This window comes from Oscillibacter sp. 1-3 (assembly GCF_000403435.2).
Lineage (GTDB): Bacteria > Bacillota > Clostridia > Oscillospirales > Oscillospiraceae > Oscillibacter.
Map to the genome: position 1 here is coordinate 287,777 of NZ_KE159703.1, position 15,134 is coordinate 302,910.

The window sequence follows — 15,134 nt, forward strand, 5'->3', positions numbered from 1 at the left end:
CAGCGGACGCCGCCTGTGGTTTTTTACCGACATCCATTTTCTGGAAGAGAAGCCCATGGGCTTCTCCCTGCCGTATTCCATACGGCAGGGAGATGTGTGTAGAACGCAATTGAGAAAGAGGAGGAACTTGTCATGAGCAATGAGACCTTGCAGAATCGCGACGGGTTTAAGAGCCAGTGGGGCTTTATCCTGGCCTGCATCGGCTCCGCCGTCGGCATGGGCAACATCTGGCGCTTTCCCATCATGGTGGCCCGCTGGGGCGGCCTGACCTTCCTGATCCCCTATTTCATCATCGTCCTTTTGGTGGGCAACTCCGGCGTCATGGAGGAGTTCGCCCTGGGCCGCCGGGCCCAGGCCGGTCCCATCGACGCCTTCGGCCACGCCACTGAGGCCAGAAACGGCAATAAGAAGCTGGGCCAGGTCATCGGCCTCATTCCCATCATCGGCTCCATGATGCTGGCCATCGGCTACACTGTGGTCATGAGCTGGATCTTCAAGTATGCCTTCATGTCCATCACCGGCGGCCTGTATAACCTTGGCACCGACATGGGCGCCATCGGCGGCACCTTCGGCGGCGCAGCCCCGGAGGCCGAGACCCTGGGCGAGGCCCTGAGCATGATGTTCAGCAACGGCATCTTCGGCATCGGCAACGGCGTGTGGCTGATTATCGGCCTGGTGGTGGCCATGATTATCATGGCCATGGGCGTGGCCAACGGCATCGAGGCCGCCAACAAGATCATGATGCCCCTGCTGTTCGGCCTGTTTGTGATCCTGGCCGTGTACATCGGCTTCCAGCCCGGCGCCTCCGAGGGCTATAAGTTCCTGTTCACCCTGGACCCTGCCGGCCTTGTGAATCCCCAGGTGTGGATCTACGCCTTCGGCCAGGCCTTCTTCTCCCTGTCCGTGGCGGGCAACGGCTCCGTGATCTACGGCTCCTACCTGCCCAAGGACGAGAGCATTCCCTCCTCCGCCCGGCGCGTGGCCCTGTTTGACACCGTCGCCGCCCTGCTGGCCGCCTTCGTCATCATCCCCGCCATCGGCGCCTCCGGCTTTGCCATGGGCGACGTCACCCCCGGCCCCGGCCTGATGTTCGTGTATCTGGTCAACATCCTCAACGGGATGCCCGGCGGACGGATCATCGGCGTCATCTTCTACGTGGCCGTTCTCTTCGCCGGCCTGAGCTCCATCGTCAACCTGTATGAGGCCCCCGTGGCCACCATGCAGGAGCAGTTCAAGCTCAAGAGAGGTCCCGCCGTGGCCGTGATCGGCATTGTCGGCGTGGTTGTGGCCCTGCTGATTCAGCCCTGGACCTCCCAGTGGATGGACGTGGTCTCCATCTACATCTGCCCCCTGGGCGCCGGTCTCGCCGCCATTATGTTCTTCCTGGTCCTGCCCCGCAAGGAGGCCCTGGAGGAGGTCAACCGCGGCGCCAAGAAGCCCGTGGGCAAGTGGTTCGAGTACCTGGGGTATCTCTTCATCGCCATGTGCTTCATTGCCCTGGTGGCCGGAGCCTGGCTGGGCGGCATTGGCTGATTCCCTGTTCATTTCACCATCACACTTTCTCCCTATATGGAACGCCCGCCGTCCTTCTGGACGGCGGGCGTTCCCCCTTGTGAGAAGAAGCGCCTTTTGGAAAGCGGCGGCCTATCTCCTGCGGGAAGATGCCCGGCGGGAATCCCGCCGCCTGTTTTTCCGCTCCGCCCGGCGGGAAAGGACCGCGCTGCACTTGTCAAACAGCCGCTCCAGCAGCATCTGGGTGGGCACTACCAGCAGCGCCATGGCCGCCAGCACCAGCCACCCGGCAAAGGACAGCCCGGAGAGGGACAGGGAGAACACGTCCCCGAAGAACACCACTGCGATCAGCATCGCCGCGCTCATGGACACCAGCAGAATTGTCCGCTTCAAATCCAGAGGCCGGGCGGCGTAGTAGATCACCGTCAGGCAGTTGACGGCCATAATCACCACGCAGATGGTAGACAGCTCCTGAAGCTCCAGCCCCAGAGCGTAGACGAAGAGCTCCGCGAACAGCACCACAAAGATGGCCGTCAAACCGCCGGGGAAGGATTTGCGGAACACGTTGTGGAGAAATTTTCCCTGGACCAGGTCGTGGTTGGGCTCCAGGGCCAGAAAGAAGGAGGGGATACCGATGGTGAGGGCGGAGATCAGTGTCAGCTGGATGGGGATGAAGGGATAGGGGAAGTCGGCGAACAGGGTGATGATGGCCAGGAAGAAGGAGAGAATGTTCTTCACCAGATACAGCGCCGAGGCCCGCTGGATGTTGTTGATGACCCGGCGGCCCTCCGCCACCACCTTCGGCATGGCGGAAAAGTCGCTGTCCAGCAGCACCAGCTGGGCCACCTGGCAGGCGGCGTCCGCGCCGGAGGCCATGGCGACGCCGCAGTCCGCGTCTTTCAGCGCCAGCACATCGTTGACGCCGTCGCCGGTCATGGCCACGGTGCGGCCCTGGCTCTGGAGGGCCCGGACGATCTTCCGTTTCTGGTTGGGCACCACCCGGCCGAACACCGTGTACTGCCGCACCGCCTGGGCGATGTCTCCGTCGGTTTTCAGCTCCCGGGCGTCCACCCAGCGGTCCGCGTTTTGGATGCCCGCCTGCGCTGCGATGGCGGAGACTGTCACCGGCTCGTCGCCGGAGATGACCTTCACGTCCACCCCCTGGCCGTGGAAATAGGCGAAGGTTTTGGCCGCCCCGGGCCGCAGGGGATTCTCCAGCACCAGCAGGGCCATGGGCAGCACCAGGCCGTGGAGACGGCCCTCCTCCGCCCCGTCGCACTGGGCCAGCAGCAGCACCCGGCAGCCCTGCTCCGTGTAGGGACGGATCTGCGGCTTCAGCGGCTCCAGCTCGCCGCCCAGCACGTACTCCGGCGCGCCGATCACATAGGCCCCCCGGCCCGCAAAGTTGACGGCGCTCCACTTGGTGGCGGAGGAGAAGGGCACGGTCTCCCGGCTGGGCCAGGCGGGGCCGTAGGAGAACTTCTCCGCGATGGCCCGGGCGGTGTCGTTGTCCGGCTCCATACAGCGGTAGAAGGCCCCCAGGGTGTCGGCGATGTCCGCCTCGCTCCAGGCGTCCGGGTCCAGGAGCGCCACCTCCCGCACCTGCATCTGGGGGCAGGTGACGGTGCCGGTCTTGTCCACACACAGCACGTCCACCCGGGCCAGGGTCTCGATGGCGCTCATCTCGTGGATCAGGGTCCTGTTCTGGGCCAGCCGCACCACGCTGACGGCCAGGGCCACGCTGGTCAGCAGGAAAAGCCCCTCGGGGATCATGCCGATAAGAGCCGCCACGGTGGACACCACCGACTGCCGCAGTCCCAGGTCCTGGGTGATGAACTGGGTGTAGAACAGCGCTCCGCCAATGGGGATCAGCGCCACGCCGATGAAACGGATCAGGCGGTCCAACGAGCGCATCATCTCGCTCTTGCCGGGGCCGGCGTCCTTTTTGGCGGCCAGGGTCAGCTTGGCGGCGTAGGAGTCCGCCCCCACCTGATCCAGCCTCGCCCGGCATTTGCCGGAGAGAATAAAGCTGCCGGAGCGGAGGCTGTCTCCCGGCCCCTTGGGGATGGCGTCCGCCTCGCCGGTAATGAGGGCCTCGTTCACCTGCGCCTGCCCGGTGAGCACCGGCCCGTCGGCGGGAATCTGGCACCCGGCGGTGAGCTCAATCACGTCCCCCCGCACCAGCTGGTCCACCGGAAGCTCCGTGACTTTGCCGTCCCGCACGACCCGGACTTTGGACGCTGACAGCAGCGACAGTTTCTCGATGGTCCGTTTGGATCGGACCTGCTGGACGATGCCGATGACGGCGTTGGCCGCCACGATGAAGAGGAAGGTCATGTCCTTCCAGTCTCCCACCAGCAGCAGGCACACCGCCAGCACAACGAAGATCAGGTTAAAGTAGGTCAGCAGGTTCTCCCGTATGATCTGCTGGTCGGACTTGGTGGGGGACTCCACCGGGCGGTTGTCCCAGCCCGCCTCCGCCAGCTCCCGGGCCTGGGCGGAGGTGAGCCCTCTGTCCGGCGCGGGATCGAGGCGGGGCATCTCCCGGCGGGCAGGCTCTGTCCGCTCCGGGATTGATCTCTTTTTCATGGAACGCCCCCTCTGTCGAATTTCCAGGATTTTGGTCCATTATAACAATTTTGACCCAATTTGTACAGAGTATCCCCCAAAATCCGGATTCAAAAACGGAGAGGGACCTTTGTCCCCCTCTGTCTTTTCTATTCCGCCGCCAGGGTGACGCCCACCACCACGGCGGGACCGTCCCCGGCGTTCCAGACCTCATGGATCTGGCCGCCGGGCACCAGCAGCGCCTCATTCGGCCCGAAACGGCGAACGCCCTCCGGTGTTCGGGCCTCCATAACGCCCTGGGTGACAATGAAGAGGTGATCCCGGCCCGGATGGCTGTGGGCGGGAGCGGGTCCGCCGCCCTGGGGCTCCAGATGGGCGATGGACACATCCAGAACGCGCCCCGCCTCCCCAAAGACCCGCTTTGCCAGAAACCCCGTATGGCAGAGGACTGGTGTGAAGCCGTCCACCTCAGTTCACCTGGGGCAGCTGGTCAAAGCTGGCCTGGAGCTCTTCGTCGGTGGGGATATAATCCGTCATCTCGCCGTTGTGGAACTTTTCATAGGCCACCATGTCGAAGTACCCGGTGCCCGTCAGGCCGAAGACGATGGTTTTGGCCTCGCCGGTCTCTTTGCACTTGAGGGCCTCGTCAATGGCCGCCTGGATGGCGTGGCTGGACTCCGGAGCGGGGAGAATGCCCTCCACCCGGGCGAACTGCTCCGCCGCCTCAAAGACCTTGGTCTGCTCCACAGAGACCGCCTCCATATACCCGTCGTGATACAGCTGGGAGAGGACGGGGCTCATGCCGTGGTACCTGAGACCTCCGGCGTGGTTGGCGGAGGGGATGAAGCCGCTGCCCAGGGTGTACATCTTGGCCAGGGGACAGACCATGCCGGTGTCGCAGAAGTCGTAGGCGAACTTGCCCCGGGTGAAGCTGGGGCAGGAGGCGGGCTCCACGGCGATGATGCGGTAGTCCCGCTCGCCCCGCAGCTTCTCGCCCATGAAGGGGGAGATGAGGCCGCCCAGGTTGCTGCCGCCGCCGGCGCAGCCGATGATGATGTCGGGCACCACACCGTATTTATCCAGGGCCGCTTTGGTCTCCAGACCGATGACGGACTGGTGCAGCAGCACCTGGTTCAGTACGCTTCCCAGCACGTAGCGGTAGCCGGGGGTGGATGTGGCGGCCTCCACGGCCTCGCTGATGGCACAGCCCAGGGAGCCGGTGGTGCCGGGGTGCTGGGCGAGAATCTTCTTGCCGATCTCCGTCTCCATGGAGGGGGAGGGGGTGACGGAGGCGCCGTAGGTCCGCATGACCTCCCGGCGGAAGGGCTTTTGCTCGTAGCTGACCTTCACCATGTAGACCTTGCAGTCAAGCCCCAGATAGGCGCAGGCCATGGAGAGGGCCGTGCCCCACTGGCCGGCGCCGGTCTCGGTGGTGACGCCCTTGAGTCCCTGATTTTTGGCGTAGTAGGCCTGGGCGATGGCGCTGTTGAGCTTGTGGGAGCCGGAGGTGTTGTTGCCCTCGAACTTGTAGTAGATCTTGGCCGGGGTCTGGAGCTTTTCCTCCAGGCAGTAGGCCCGCACCAGGGGGGAGGGACGGTACATCTTGTAGAAGTCCCGGATCTCCTGGGGAATGGGGATCTCCCTTGTGTCGTTGTCCAGCTCCTGGCGAATCAGCTCGTCGCAGAACACGCCGCGCAGGTCCTCATAGCCCATAGGCGCTCCGGTGCCGGGATTCACCAGGGGGGCGGGCTTTACCTTCATATCGGCCCGGACGTTGTACCATGTCCGGGGCATCTCGTCCTCGGTGAGATAGATCTTGTAGGGAATCTTGGTTTCGGTTTTCATAGCGCTTACTCCTTTCGATGATCGGTCCCCCGCGAAAGAATGCGTCAAAAAAAGACCCTCATCCCATCGTAAAGGACCTGTGACAGGTTCCTTTGGGACAAAAGTCTTGAAACTTCTGCGGTGCCACCCAAATTGGCGATAGAAATCGCCCGCTCGGCGGTATGCCAACACATACCTTTCCTTGGTAACGGGGGAAAAGCCCGTCGGAGCTTACTTCGTCGAAAAAAACTCCACCGCTCCATTTTCACCTGACGGCGAAAATTCCACTCGGTTTCGTTCCTTTCTCCTCTCCCCACAGGGGAACGGTTCGGCCCGCCCTCGGCAGTCCATTCACCGGAGTTGTTCCTGCCGCCCTCGCACTGCCGGCGGCTCGCTGGGAGAAACGCGTTCTGGCTACTTGTCTGCGTCATCGGTTTTTGCTGTGAACTTGAGTGCAGTATAAACCCGGGAGAGGCGGTTGTCAATCCCCCTGACGGCAGATTTTCCAGATGTGATAAAATATTTTGAAAATCAGAGTCCGTTTTTATAGATTTTCGCAAAAATATCCGAAAAATGCAAAAAAATGAGAAAAAACGGGCGAAACACACTCCATACGAGAATGTCCCGCCCGTTTTTTCTCTCAGCCGCCCAAGTAAGCCTTCTTGATGGCCGGGGAGGCCAGCAGCTCCGCGCCGGTGCCGGAGGTGACCACCTTGCCGGTTTCCAGCACGTAGCCCCGGTCCGCCACGGACAGCGCCGCCTGAGCATTCTGTTCCACCAGCAGAATAGTAGTGCCCGCGTCGTGGAGATTTTTGATGATCTCAAAGATCTGCTCCACCAGAATGGGAGCCAGGCCCATGGAGGGCTCATCCAGCATCAGCAGCTTCGGGCGGCTCATCAGCGCCCGGCCCATGGCCAGCATCTGCTGCTCGCCGCCGGACAGGGTGCCCGCCACCTGCCTGCGCCGCTCCTTCAGGCGGGGAAACTGGTCGTAGACCTTCTCCAGGTCCGCCGGGTCAGGCTTGCCGCCGCGGGTGTAGGCCCCCATCTCCAGGTTCTCCTGGGTGGTCATCTGCAAAAAGATGCGCCGTCCCTCCGGCACCAGGGCCAGCCCCCGGGAGACCACCTTGTGGGCCGGGACCTTCCCCAGGTCCTCACCCAGGAAGGTGACGGAGCCGGTCTTGCTCCGCAGGAGGCCCGAGATGGTGTTCAGCGTGGTGGACTTGCCCGCGCCGTTGGCGCCAATCAGCGTGACGATCTCCCCCTGGGAGACCTCGAAGGACACGCCCTTGATGGCGTGAATGCTGCCGTAGTAGACGTTGATATTGTCGACTTTCAGAATCGTTTCCATGTCACGCCTCCTTCTGCTTGCCAAGGTACGCCTCGATGACCTTCGGGTTCTTCTGGATGTCCTCCGGGCTGCCCTTGGCGATGACCCGGCCGAAGTTCAGCACGCAGATGCCCTCGCAGATGTTCATCACCAGGTTCATGTCGTGCTCAATCAGCAGTACGGCGATCTGGAAGGTGTCCCGGATCTTGCGGATGTTCTCCATCAGCTCCGCCGTCTCCGAGGGATTCATGCCCGCCGCCGGCTCATCCAGCAGCAGCAGCGAGGGATTGGTGGCCAGGGCCCGGACGATCTCCAGCCGGCGCTGGGCGCCGTAGGGCAGGGAGCCGGCCTTCACGTCCGCCAGATCCTCCATATTGAAAAGGGACAAAAGCTCCAGCGCCCGCTCGTGGGCCACCTTCTCCTCCTTCCAGTAGCCCGGCAGGCGGAAAATGCCGCTCCACATGCTGTAGCGCATCTGGGTGTCCATACCCACCTTCACGTTGTCCTCCACGCTCAGGTCCTGGAAGAGGCGGATGTTCTGGAAGGTCCGGGCGATGCCCGCCCGGTTGACCTTCATGGTGTCCATGCCGTGGGTGTCGGTGCCGTCCAGCAGGATGGTGCCCTTGGTGGGCTGGTAGACCTTGGTTAAAAGGTTAAAGACCGTGGTCTTGCCCGCGCCGTTGGGGCCGATAAGGCCGGCGATCTCCGTGCGGCCGATGGTGAGGTTAAAGTCCTCCACGGCTTTCAGTCCGCCGAAGGTGATCCCTAGGCTGATGCACTCCAGAATGGGGCGCTTGCCGATGTCCCGGTCGGGGATCATGCTGCCGGAGGGGACGGGAACGAGTTTTGAGAGCATGTCAGGCGGCCTCCTTTCTGTGGGATCTGCGGGGCTTGAGCCGGCCCAGGAAATTCTTGAGGGTGGGGTTGTTGGTGGCCAGCATCACCAGGATCAGCACAATGGCGTACACCAGCATCCGGTAGTCGGAGAACTGGCGCAGGGCCTCCGGCAGGATATAAAGGACGGCGGCGGCAATGATGGAGCCCCAGATGCTGCCAAGGCCCCCCAGCACCACGTAGACCAGCACCAGAATGGAGGTGTTGAAGTCAAACTTGCTGGCGGCCAGGCTGCTGTAATTCAGGCCGTACAGCGCGCCGGCCGCGCCCGCCAGGGCGGCGGAGGTGATGAAGGCGATCATCTTGTATTTGGTGACATTGACGCCGATGCTCTCGGCGGCGATGCGGTTGTCCCGGATGGCCATGACCGCCCGGCCGGCGCGGCTGCGCACCAGGTTCAGCACGATCACAAGCGTCAGCATCACCAGAATGAACCCGGCGCCGAAGGAGGCCAGCTTCTCCGTGCCTGTGGCGCCCTGGGCGCCCTTGATGATGGCGGTGCCGGCGGGGGTCATGCCCAGATCGTCGATGGTCAAGGTGCCGCTGATGTTGAAGGCCATGTGGAGGCCGTTTTCATCACAGCCCACCAGAAGGCAGTTGATGAGCTCCTTGATGATCTCGCCGAAGGCTAGGGTGACAATGGCCAGATAGTCTCCCCGGAGCCGCAGCACGGGGACGCCCACCACGAAGCCCGCCAGGGCGGCGAAGGCCGCGCCCACCGCAATGGCAATCACCAGCCGGGCCCAGCCGAAGGGGACGGCGTTCTGCAGGCTCATGGCGGCGATGACGCCGGAGAAGGCGCCCACGCTCATAAAGCCCGCATGGCCCAGGGACAGCTCGCCCAGAATGCCCACCGTCAGGTTCAGGGACACCGCCATGACGATGTAGCAGCAGATGGGCACCAGCATGCCCGTTAGGGAGCGGTTCAAAAAGCCGCCGCTTTTGAGCAGGGAGACGATTATGAAGGCGGCGATGACGCCCAGATAGGTGGCAAAATCCACTTTTGCAGTGGTTTTCAGCGCTTTTAGCTTTTTCATACCGCCACCTCAGACTTTCTCAGGCACATATTTGCCCAAAAGACCCGCCGGGCGTACCAGCAGCACGATAATCAACACGGCAAAGACGATGGAGTTGGCCAGCTGCATGGAGATGTAGGCCTTGGCCATGGCCTCGATGATGCCCAGCAGCAGTCCGCCCAGAAAGGCCCCGGGAATGGACCCGATGCCGCCGAACACCGCCGCGGTAAAGGCCTTGATGCCGGGCATGGAGCCGGTGGTGGGCATGAGGGTGGAGTTGTAGGAACAAAGCAGCACGCCGGCGATGGCCGCCAGGGCGGAGCCGATGGCAAAGGTCATGGAGATGGTGCGGTTGACGTCGATGCCCATCAGCTGGGCCGCGCCCTTGTCCTCGGAGCAGGCCCGCATGGCCTTGCCCATCTTGGTCTTGCTGGTAAAGAGGGTCAGGGCGATCATGATGACGATGCAGGCCGCGACGGTCATCAGGGACACGTAGGGGATGGACAGCTGCCCGTCAAAGAGCTTCCAGGTGTCCGGAGCCACGGAGGGGTAGACCCGGGGATTGGCCCCCCAGATCTGTAGGGCGGCGTTCTGGAGGAAGTAGCTGACGCCGATGGCGGTAATCAGCACCGCCAGGGAGGGGGCGCCCCGCAGGGGCTTGTAGGCAAGGCCCTCAATGAGAATGCCCAGCACGGTGCATACCACCATGGCCAGAAGCGTGGCCACCACGCCGTTGACCCCCAGGGAGGTCATGGCGATCAGGGAGATGTAGCCGCCGATCATGATAACATCGCCGTGGGCGAAGTTCAGCATTTTGGCGATGCCGTAGACCATGGTATAGCCCAGGGCGATGATGGCGTAGATGCTCCCCAGGCTGATCCCGCTGATCAGGTAGGAGAGAAATTCCATAGTATCAACCTTCCTTTTCTCATACTTCACCCATGGCAAAAACAGGGACAGCGGCGACCGCTGCCGCCGTTTTCGCCATGGCTGGCGCTTCGGCGCCCGCCGGGAGACATAGCCTCCCGGCGGACCGCCTGTGGTTAAAGCAGATGAGGCCGCTGGGGTCAGGGAGTGACGTACACGCCGTCCTTGATGACCACGGCCATGGGGGCCTTGGAGACCTCGCCGCTCTCGGCCCAGGTCATGCCCTGGCCGGTGAGGCCGTCCACGGTGATGGTGGGCATCACGGCCACGATGGCCTCGCAGATCTCCTCGGCGGACATGTCGCCGGAGCAGCCCGCGGCCTGGAGGGCCTCGTAGATGATATACACGGCGTCATAGCCGTCGGCGGCAAACTGGTTGGGGGTCTCGCCGTGGAGCTCGTTGTACTTGGCCACGAAGCTCTGGGTGCGCTGGTCGTCGGCGTCGGCGGAGAAGGGGGTCAGCAGCATGACGCCCTCGGCCAGGGAGGTGTCAAAGCCGGGCATTGCCAGGATGCCGTCCATGCCGTCCACGCCGAAGAAGGTGGGGGCGTAGCCCATGCCCTTGGCCTGGTTCAGGATGACGGCGTTGGGCTGGTAGTAGGTGGGCAGGAAGATCAGATCAGCGCCGGAGGACTGGGCGGCGGTCAGCTGCACGGAGAAGTCGCTCTGGGTGTCCTTGGTGAAGGTGCCCTCGCTGACGATCTCCAGGCCCACCTTGCCGGCCTCGGCCACGAAGGTGTCCCGGATGCCCTGGGAGTAGGCGTCGTCGTTGCGGTAGATGATGCCTACCTTGGCGCCGGGCATGTTCTGGGAGATATAGTCGGCGGAGCCCACGCCCTGGTTGGGATCGGTGAAGCAGACCTGGAACATGTTGTCCTTGCCGCTGATGACGTCGGTGGAGGAGGCGGAGGGAGTCAGGGCGAACACGCGGTCATTGTAGACCTCGGCGGACACGGCGATGGCGGCGCCGGTGGTGACGGGGCCCACCAGGACCTGCATGCCCCAGTCCATCAGGGTGTTGTAGGCGTTGACGGAGGTCTCGCCGTCGGCCACGTCGTCCTCGGCCTTGAACTCAATCTGGATGCCGCCCAGGGCGTTGATCTCGTCCACGGCGATCTGGGCGCCGTTCATGGCAGCGTTGCCGTAGATGGCGGCGTCGCCGGTCAGGGGGCCCACGCCGCCCAGCTTGAAGGTGCCGCTGGCGCTGCCGCCGGAGGGGGCGTCGCCGGAGGGCTGGTTGTTGTCGGTGGAGGCGGGGGGAGTGTCATTGGCGGGGGTGCCGCTGCCGCCGTTGCCGCCGCAGGCGGCCAGGCTCAGTACCATGGCCAGGGCCAGCAGAATGCCAAAAAACTTCTTCATCATACTTTCTCCTTTTAATTTACATTGGATGTTTTGATATATAAAAAAGCGGCTCCGCCACAAGAGCGGTGCCGCATTGCTGTCCGTTTTACGGAACGCGACTTACCTCTTGGGCGTAATTCGATGGAAAACCGGCAGAACCAGAACAGCCAGTACCAGGGAATTGGACAGGCCGCCCAGAATTACCAGGGAAATTACAACAAAAATGGACGCCAGAATCATGGCGTCCAGAATGTTGATAATAGCGCGGAAAGCGGCGCGCGCGCAGGTGCAATGCGTATGAGAAGCAGAGGCGTCCATGGAGCCGGCGGACGCCCGAAGAGACATCATATCCATGCTGTACATACCCATAGCGGTCATAGCCCGGCTCCTTTCTGAAAACTTCTGTTTCATTTTTCTCATATTGTACAGAAGCGCAGGGCAGAAGTCAATGGGCGTTTTTGTTAGAACTTTTCCGGAGAGGGCGGACTATTTCTGTATAATTAGTTCATAAACCGGCGGAAAATGAGAAATGATTCCGCAGGATGAGAAAAAGTTCCAATTTTTCCCGGAAGCGGCGGGATCTCAGGGGGATGGCCCGCAGAGGGCTGCGGGCCCCACAGATCTACCAGTAGAGCTCCGGTGGGACCCGGCTCCCTGACCAGGCCAACTCCCCCGCAAATGCGCATGTGCCGGGAAACAGGCGGACGCACCCGCCCTTGTAAGCTGGGAAAAAACAGGTTATAATAGAAAAAATAACCATAGAGAAGGAGCGTACTATGGCGAATCTGATGGACTATCTGGACTGGCGGGGGGACCTGACGTTGGACCAGGCACCCTTCAACGAGGTGGACAACCTGATTTTGGCGGAGCTGTCCTTTGTGGATTTCCAGGGCATCGTCCCCGGCGTCGGAGAGGGGGAGGGCGTGCCCCTGGCGGAGGCGGGGGAGGCCTTCTTTGCCCGCTTCCCGGAGGGGGAGAAGATCGACATGGGCGTGCTGGTGCCCGACGTCATCCCGGAAATGCTGGGGAAGATGGCCGCCTCCCGCCGCTTCGGATCAGTGAAGCTCAACTGCTTTACAGACCACCTGGACGTGGGGAGGGGGGAGCAGTTCGCGGCGCTGACCATCGAGACCGGGGACGGCCTTTTGTACCTCTCCTTCCGGGGCACGGACGACACCCTGGCGGGGTGGAAGGAGGACTTCGAGCTGGCCTGCATGCCGGAGGTGCCCGCCCAGAAGAAGGCCCTCCGCTACGTCCGGGACGTGGCGAAGCAGTACCCCCGCCGGCGCCTGCGGCTGGGGGGCCACTCCAAGGGCGGGAATCTGGCGGTGTACGCCGGGGTGTTCTGCCCGGCGGCGGTCCAGCGGCGGATCGAGGCCGTCTGGTCCAACGACGGCCCCGGTTTCCATGAGGACCTGCTGGACCTGCCGGAGCACCGGCGGGTGGCGGAGCGCATTTACTCCATCGTGCCAAAGTCCTCGGTGGTGGGGATGCTCCTGGAGCACGAGGAGGACTACGCCGTGGTGGACAGTGACCAGCTGGGCTTCATGCAGCACGACGGCTTTTCCTGGCAGGTCATGGGGGACCACTTCGTCACCCTCCGCCAGGTGACCCGCCAGGCCCGCCTCAGCGACATGGCGCTGAGGGAGTGGGTCCGCGCCATGCCGGTGGAGCGGCGGGAGAAATTCGTCGCCGCCCTGTTTGACGTGCTCTCCGCCTCCGGCGCGGTGACGCTGAAGGATTTGAAGGCGGACTCCTTCAAGGCGGCGGGGGCCATGGTGAAGGCCATGAAGGACCTGGACAAGGAGACGAGGGACGGCCTTTTGAATTTCGTAGGACTGCTCTTTAAGAGCAACCTGCTCATGACCCTGGAGGGGATTCAGGAGGAGACGGAGAAGCGGCGGGCCGTGCGGAAAAAGGCGGCGAAGAAGAAAGAGGAAGAGGCGTAGAAAAAACCTTGGATGGGCGCGGCCCATCCAAGGTTTTTTATGGGTTCAGTTCAGCGGAAAGGACTGCCTCTCCTCCTTGTACCGGCGCTCCAGCGACGCGGCCCGCGTGAGATCCACGGGCACAGGCCAGCGGTACTTTGTGGCCCTTTGCCCGCCGGGGAGGTTATCATATACGGCCCCCTGGGGGTCTGCCCGGAGCTCCGAGCCGTCCTCCATGACCAGATACCACAGGCCCGGCGGAGGAAACAGCCGCGTGGTCTGCTCCGGGTCCGACCAGAGGATCGTAAAGCCAGTGGGGGTCACCCGGATGTCCTGAAAGGCCATCGTCTCCCTGGCCGGCGGGTCCATGGCAAGGGATTCCCCATAGGTGACACTGCGGTTGAGGGGGACCACGCCCGGGGCCTGGCCGGGACCGGCGGCCTTGGTCTGGGAGGGCGGCGGCTCCATGGCGGGCAGGGAGAACGCCAGCTCCCAGGGGCCTCCCGGCACAGGGACCGTTGTGTCGCAGGAGGTGATTCCCATCTCCAGGCCGGACAGCTCCATCGTCACCGCCGCGGCCTCCAGCAGCGAACGGTTCCCCTTGAGGGGCTGGTACTCCATGAGGAGCATCATGGCGCCGTCCGCCCGGACGCCGGCCTGCTCCTCGCTGAGGCAATAGCCTGATTTTTCGCCCAATACCGCGGGGTCAAAGGCCAGCTCCACAGTTTCAAAAAGGCATCCTGCCGTGGCGTCTGAAGAGGGGCCGTCCTCCGGAAGCTCCCCGGCCTCTTTGAGCCTCGACTCCAGCTCCTCCCGGGAGGGGAGGTCCCCGCCGATCTCCAGCAGGAACCAGATCACATTCTCCCCCCGGGTCACGGAGTCCACCGTCACGGTGACCCCGCCGGACCGGGCGCTGACCCCCACCGCGTCGCTCAGCTGGTCAATGAGCCCCAGCTGGTCCGTGTGGATGGGCCGCCCGGTCTCCGCCCTCCACTGCTGGCTGAACCACTGCCGGATGCCCGGCGCCGCCGCCGCCAGGGCTGTCCCCGCCAGCACCAGCACCACGATGGCCGCGATCAGCAGCATCCGGGGAATCTGCCGCTTTGCCGCTGCTCGCTCTTGTTTTGTCATGTTCAAAACCTCCTGTCTCAGCGCTTCGGAGGCATGAATTTCGTCAAAGGTCTTCCGATACAGATTATTCATTCCTCATCCCTCCGTCAGCGTCACTTTCAGCTTCCCCCTGGCCCGGGCCAGGCGGGTCTGCACGGTGGAGGCGTTCAGGCGCAGAAGCTCCCCGATCTCCGACACGGAGTACCCCTCATAGTAATAGAGGTACAGGGGCACCCGGTACTTCCCCGGCAGGGCCATGACCTCCCGGTACACCGCCCGGCGCTCCTCATCGGAAAACGACGGCTCCGGGAGCTCCTCCAGGGGCACGGTGTGACGCCGCCAGGGGCTGCGGGCCATGTCCTTGCAGACGTTCAGCGTCACCCGGGCCAGCCAGCGGCGCAGGTGCTCGCTGTCCGCGAACTCCGTGTCCGACTGCCAGAGCTTCAGCATCACCGTCTGGGCGGCGTCCTCCGCGTCGGCGGGATTCCGGAACCAGTTCAGGGCGATGCGGTACACCATGTCCAGGTGCCGCTCCGCGGCAGCGGTAAAGGTATGCTCTGTCATCATCCGCCTCCTTCACGAAAAGCTTTTCACTTATATAACGGCGCCGGACGGCGGATAATCTCATGTCTGTGATAAAATTTGTAAAAAACCGCCGCGGGCCCGTTTGGTCCGCGGCGGTTTC

The 15,134-nt window shown here is 63.1% G+C and carries 13 protein-coding genes; 2 read left to right on the forward strand and 11 right to left on the reverse strand.

Features of this window, described 5'->3' with window-relative positions; translation table 11 throughout:
• The first annotated feature begins 132 nt into the window (after nt 1-132).
• Entirely contained in the window at nt 133-1,533 is a 1,401-nt protein-coding gene (locus C816_RS01450; protein ID WP_016320622.1) for a sodium-dependent transporter, read from the forward strand.
• Nucleotides 1,534-1,644: 111 nt separating this feature from the next.
• On the opposite strand, the gene C816_RS01455 is transcribed toward C816_RS01450, so the two are convergent.
• The 9 genes from C816_RS01455 to C816_RS01495 form a co-directional block, all read right to left on the reverse strand.
• The gene (locus C816_RS01455) at nt 1,645-4,101 is read right to left on the reverse strand and encodes a cation-translocating P-type ATPase (RefSeq protein WP_016320623.1); all 2,457 of its coding nucleotides are present in this window, start codon (nt 4,099-4,101) and stop codon (nt 1,645-1,647) included.
• A gap of 128 nt (nt 4,102-4,229) precedes the next feature.
• Complete coding sequence (locus tag C816_RS01460) at nt 4,230-4,547, reverse strand: cupin domain-containing protein (protein WP_016320624.1); 318 nt, start codon at nt 4,545-4,547, stop codon at nt 4,230-4,232.
• 1 nt (nt 4,548) lies between these two features.
• On the reverse strand, nt 4,549-5,925 hold the full coding sequence (locus C816_RS01465) for a TrpB-like pyridoxal phosphate-dependent enzyme (RefSeq protein ID WP_016320625.1): 1,377 nt from the start codon (nt 5,923-5,925) through the stop codon (nt 4,549-4,551).
• Between the two features lie 619 nt (nt 5,926-6,544).
• Nucleotides 6,545-7,246 (reverse strand): ABC transporter ATP-binding protein, encoded by a 702-nt coding sequence (locus C816_RS01470; RefSeq protein WP_040654741.1) that lies wholly within the window; start codon nt 7,244-7,246, stop codon nt 6,545-6,547.
• Nucleotides 7,247-7,256: 10 nt separating this feature from the next.
• Nucleotides 7,257-8,054: an ABC transporter ATP-binding protein gene (locus C816_RS01475; RefSeq protein ID WP_242832126.1), complete on the reverse strand. Its 798-nt coding sequence runs from the start codon at nt 8,052-8,054 to the stop codon at nt 7,257-7,259.
• A gap of 37 nt (nt 8,055-8,091) precedes the next feature.
• Entirely contained in the window at nt 8,092-9,165 is a 1,074-nt protein-coding gene (locus C816_RS01480) for a branched-chain amino acid ABC transporter permease (RefSeq protein ID WP_016320628.1), read from the reverse strand.
• A 9-nt stretch (nt 9,166-9,174) separates the two neighbouring features.
• A complete protein-coding gene (locus C816_RS01485) occupies nt 9,175-10,053 on the reverse strand; it encodes a branched-chain amino acid ABC transporter permease (protein ID WP_016320629.1) in 879 nt (292 codons plus the stop codon).
• 158 nt (nt 10,054-10,211) lie between these two features.
• Nucleotides 10,212-11,429, reverse strand: coding sequence for an ABC transporter substrate-binding protein (locus C816_RS01490; protein ID WP_040654520.1), 1,218 nt, complete (start codon nt 11,427-11,429; stop codon nt 10,212-10,214).
• Between the two features lie 102 nt (nt 11,430-11,531).
• On the reverse strand, nt 11,532-11,831 hold the full coding sequence (locus C816_RS01495) for a hypothetical protein (RefSeq protein ID WP_207636876.1): 300 nt from the start codon (nt 11,829-11,831) through the stop codon (nt 11,532-11,534).
• Nucleotides 11,832-12,187: 356 nt separating this feature from the next.
• Here C816_RS01495 and C816_RS01500 point away from each other — a divergent pair, with 356 nt between their 5' ends.
• Nucleotides 12,188-13,360, forward strand: a complete 1,173-nt coding sequence (locus tag C816_RS01500) for a DUF2974 domain-containing protein (RefSeq protein WP_016320632.1) — start codon at nt 12,188-12,190, stop codon at nt 13,358-13,360.
• A gap of 45 nt (nt 13,361-13,405) precedes the next feature.
• On the opposite strand, the gene C816_RS01505 is transcribed toward C816_RS01500, so the two are convergent.
• Nucleotides 13,406-14,542 carry a DUF4179 domain-containing protein gene (locus C816_RS01505; protein ID WP_016320633.1) on the reverse strand — a complete coding sequence of 379 codons (1,137 nt, stop codon included), beginning with the start codon at nt 14,540-14,542 and terminating at the stop codon, nt 13,406-13,408.
• Between the two features lie 3 nt (nt 14,543-14,545).
• Entirely contained in the window at nt 14,546-15,016 is a 471-nt protein-coding gene (locus C816_RS01510) for an RNA polymerase sigma factor (RefSeq protein WP_242832087.1), read from the reverse strand.
• Nucleotides 15,017-15,134 lie beyond the last annotated feature (118 nt).

Excerpts from the sequence above, each read along its gene's own strand:
- C816_RS01505 (WP_016320633.1), bottom strand. The coding sequence starts at position 14,542 with ATGAATAATCTGTATCGGAAGACCTTTGACGAAATTCATGCCTCCGAA.
- C816_RS01500 (WP_016320632.1), top strand. The coding sequence starts at position 12,188 with ATGGCGAATCTGATGGACTATCTGGACTGGCGGGGGGACCTGACGTTG.
- C816_RS01510 (WP_242832087.1), bottom strand. The coding sequence starts at position 15,016 with ATGATGACAGAGCATACCTTTACCGCTGCCGCGGAGCGGCACCTGGAC.
- C816_RS01455 (WP_016320623.1), bottom strand. The coding sequence starts at position 4,101 with ATGAAAAAGAGATCAATCCCGGAGCGGACAGAGCCTGCCCGCCGGGAG.
- C816_RS01490 (WP_040654520.1), bottom strand. The coding sequence starts at position 11,429 with ATGAAGAAGTTTTTTGGCATTCTGCTGGCCCTGGCCATGGTACTGAGC.
- C816_RS01450 (WP_016320622.1), top strand. The coding sequence starts at position 133 with ATGAGCAATGAGACCTTGCAGAATCGCGACGGGTTTAAGAGCCAGTGG.
- C816_RS01475 (WP_242832126.1), bottom strand. The coding sequence starts at position 8,054 with ATGATCCCCGACCGGGACATCGGCAAGCGCCCCATTCTGGAGTGCATC.
- C816_RS01465 (WP_016320625.1), bottom strand. The coding sequence starts at position 5,925 with ATGAAAACCGAAACCAAGATTCCCTACAAGATCTATCTCACCGAGGAC.
- C816_RS01485 (WP_016320629.1), bottom strand. The coding sequence starts at position 10,053 with ATGGAATTTCTCTCCTACCTGATCAGCGGGATCAGCCTGGGGAGCATC.
- C816_RS01480 (WP_016320628.1), bottom strand. The coding sequence starts at position 9,165 with ATGAAAAAGCTAAAAGCGCTGAAAACCACTGCAAAAGTGGATTTTGCC.
- C816_RS01495 (WP_207636876.1), bottom strand. The coding sequence starts at position 11,831 with ATGAGAAAAATGAAACAGAAGTTTTCAGAAAGGAGCCGGGCTATGACC.